Source organism: Photorhabdus bodei (assembly GCF_003287735.1).
In the GTDB taxonomy this organism is placed as follows: Bacteria; Pseudomonadota; Gammaproteobacteria; order Enterobacterales; family Enterobacteriaceae; genus Photorhabdus; species Photorhabdus kayaii.
Genome location: NZ_NSCM01000138.1, coordinates 1 through 1,015 on the forward strand (window position 1 = coordinate 1; position 1,015 = coordinate 1,015).

Consider the following 1,015-nt stretch of genomic DNA (forward strand, 5'->3'; position numbering starts at 1 on the left):
AGGAGAAACGGCTGGTGGCCTATGTGGTGGCGGAAGCTCACGAGGGGCTGATTAACAGTTTACGCGAACATCTGAGCATTCAGTTGCCTGATTACATGGTACCGTCGGCCTTTGTACGGCTGGATGCGTTTCCGTTAACACCTAACGGTAAGCTGGATCGTCAAGCGTTACCTGCGCCAGACAATGAAGCCGTGGCCCGTCAGGTTTACGAAGCGCCTCAGGGAGAAATGGAAATGGCTCTGGCGGCGATTTGGCGTGAAGTCTTAGGTGTTGAACAGATCAGCCGGTATGACAATTTCTTTGCTCTGGGCGGCCATTCGTTGCTGGCGGTGCGGGTGATGAACCGGGTAGCCGCTTTGGGTATTGAACTGCCGCTAACCACCCTGTTTAAATCCCCTTCGTTAAGGGCATTTGCTGAGGCTATGCAGACCCGGAAGGAGCAAACGGATACTATCCTGCCAGCCATTGTGCCGATATCCCGTGAAGGGGAATTACCGTTGTCATTTGCGCAACAGCGCCTGTGGTTCCTGGCACAACTTGAGGGCGTCAGTGAAACTTATCATATTCCGATGGCCCTGCGTTTGTGTGGTGAGTTGGATGTCATGGCCTGGCAAAAGGCGCTGGATACCTTGTTTGCCCGTCATGAAGCGTTACGTTCTATCTTTGTCTCTGTAGATGGTCAGCCGCAAGTACGGCTGTTGGAACCGGATAGCGGCTTACTGTTATCTCAATATGACCTGCGCGGAGTTTCGGATGCTGATGAAGTTCTTGAGCGCCTGAGTACGGAGGAGGCCCACGCGTCATTTGACCTCGAAAGCGGCCCGCTTATCCGTTCGGCTCTCATCCGGATCACTGATGACGAATATCAGTTTTTGCTGACTTTGCACCACATTATTTCCGATGGCTGGTCTGCCAATGTGCTGATACAGGAATTGAATGCGCTCTATACGGCGTTTATGGCCGGACAATCCGATCCCTTGCCGACATTGGCGATTCAATACCCGGATTACGCCGC

At 53.0% G+C, this 1,015-nt stretch carries 1 protein-coding gene; it reads left to right on the forward strand.

Annotation, left to right across the window (positions count from 1 at the left end; all coding sequences use genetic code 11):
• The coding region (locus CKY02_RS23110; protein ID WP_205068481.1) for a condensation domain-containing protein at positions 1 to 1,015 on the forward strand (1,015 nt) is incomplete at both ends.